The organism is Sphingobium tyrosinilyticum (assembly GCF_042654265.1).
Classification (GTDB): domain Bacteria; phylum Pseudomonadota; class Alphaproteobacteria; order Sphingomonadales; family Sphingomonadaceae; genus Sphingobium; species Sphingobium tyrosinilyticum.
Genome location: NZ_JBHSFZ010000058.1, coordinates 242,333 through 242,578 on the forward strand (window position 1 = coordinate 242,333; position 246 = coordinate 242,578).

Consider the following 246-nt stretch of genomic DNA (forward strand, 5'->3'; position numbering starts at 1 on the left):
GATCGCTCCTCGCCCAAGCCCAGCATGATGCCCGATTTGGTGAAGATCGAAGGGTCGAGCTTCTTGACCGACTCCAGAAGACGCAGCGACGCATAATAGCGCGCACCGGGACGAATGGTCGGGTAGAGCCTCGGCACCGTCTCCAAATTGTGGTTATAGACGTCCGGCCGCGCAGCCACGATCATCTCGACGGCCCGCTCATGCTTGTTCCGGAAATCTGGCGTCAAAATCTCGATGGTCGTATCC

The 246-nt window shown here is 58.5% G+C and carries 1 pseudogene; it reads right to left on the reverse strand.

Annotated features, from left to right (window positions below):
- Positions 1-246 (reverse strand): annotated as a pseudogene (locus ACFO3E_RS17085) (lipoyl synthase); the annotation flags it as partial.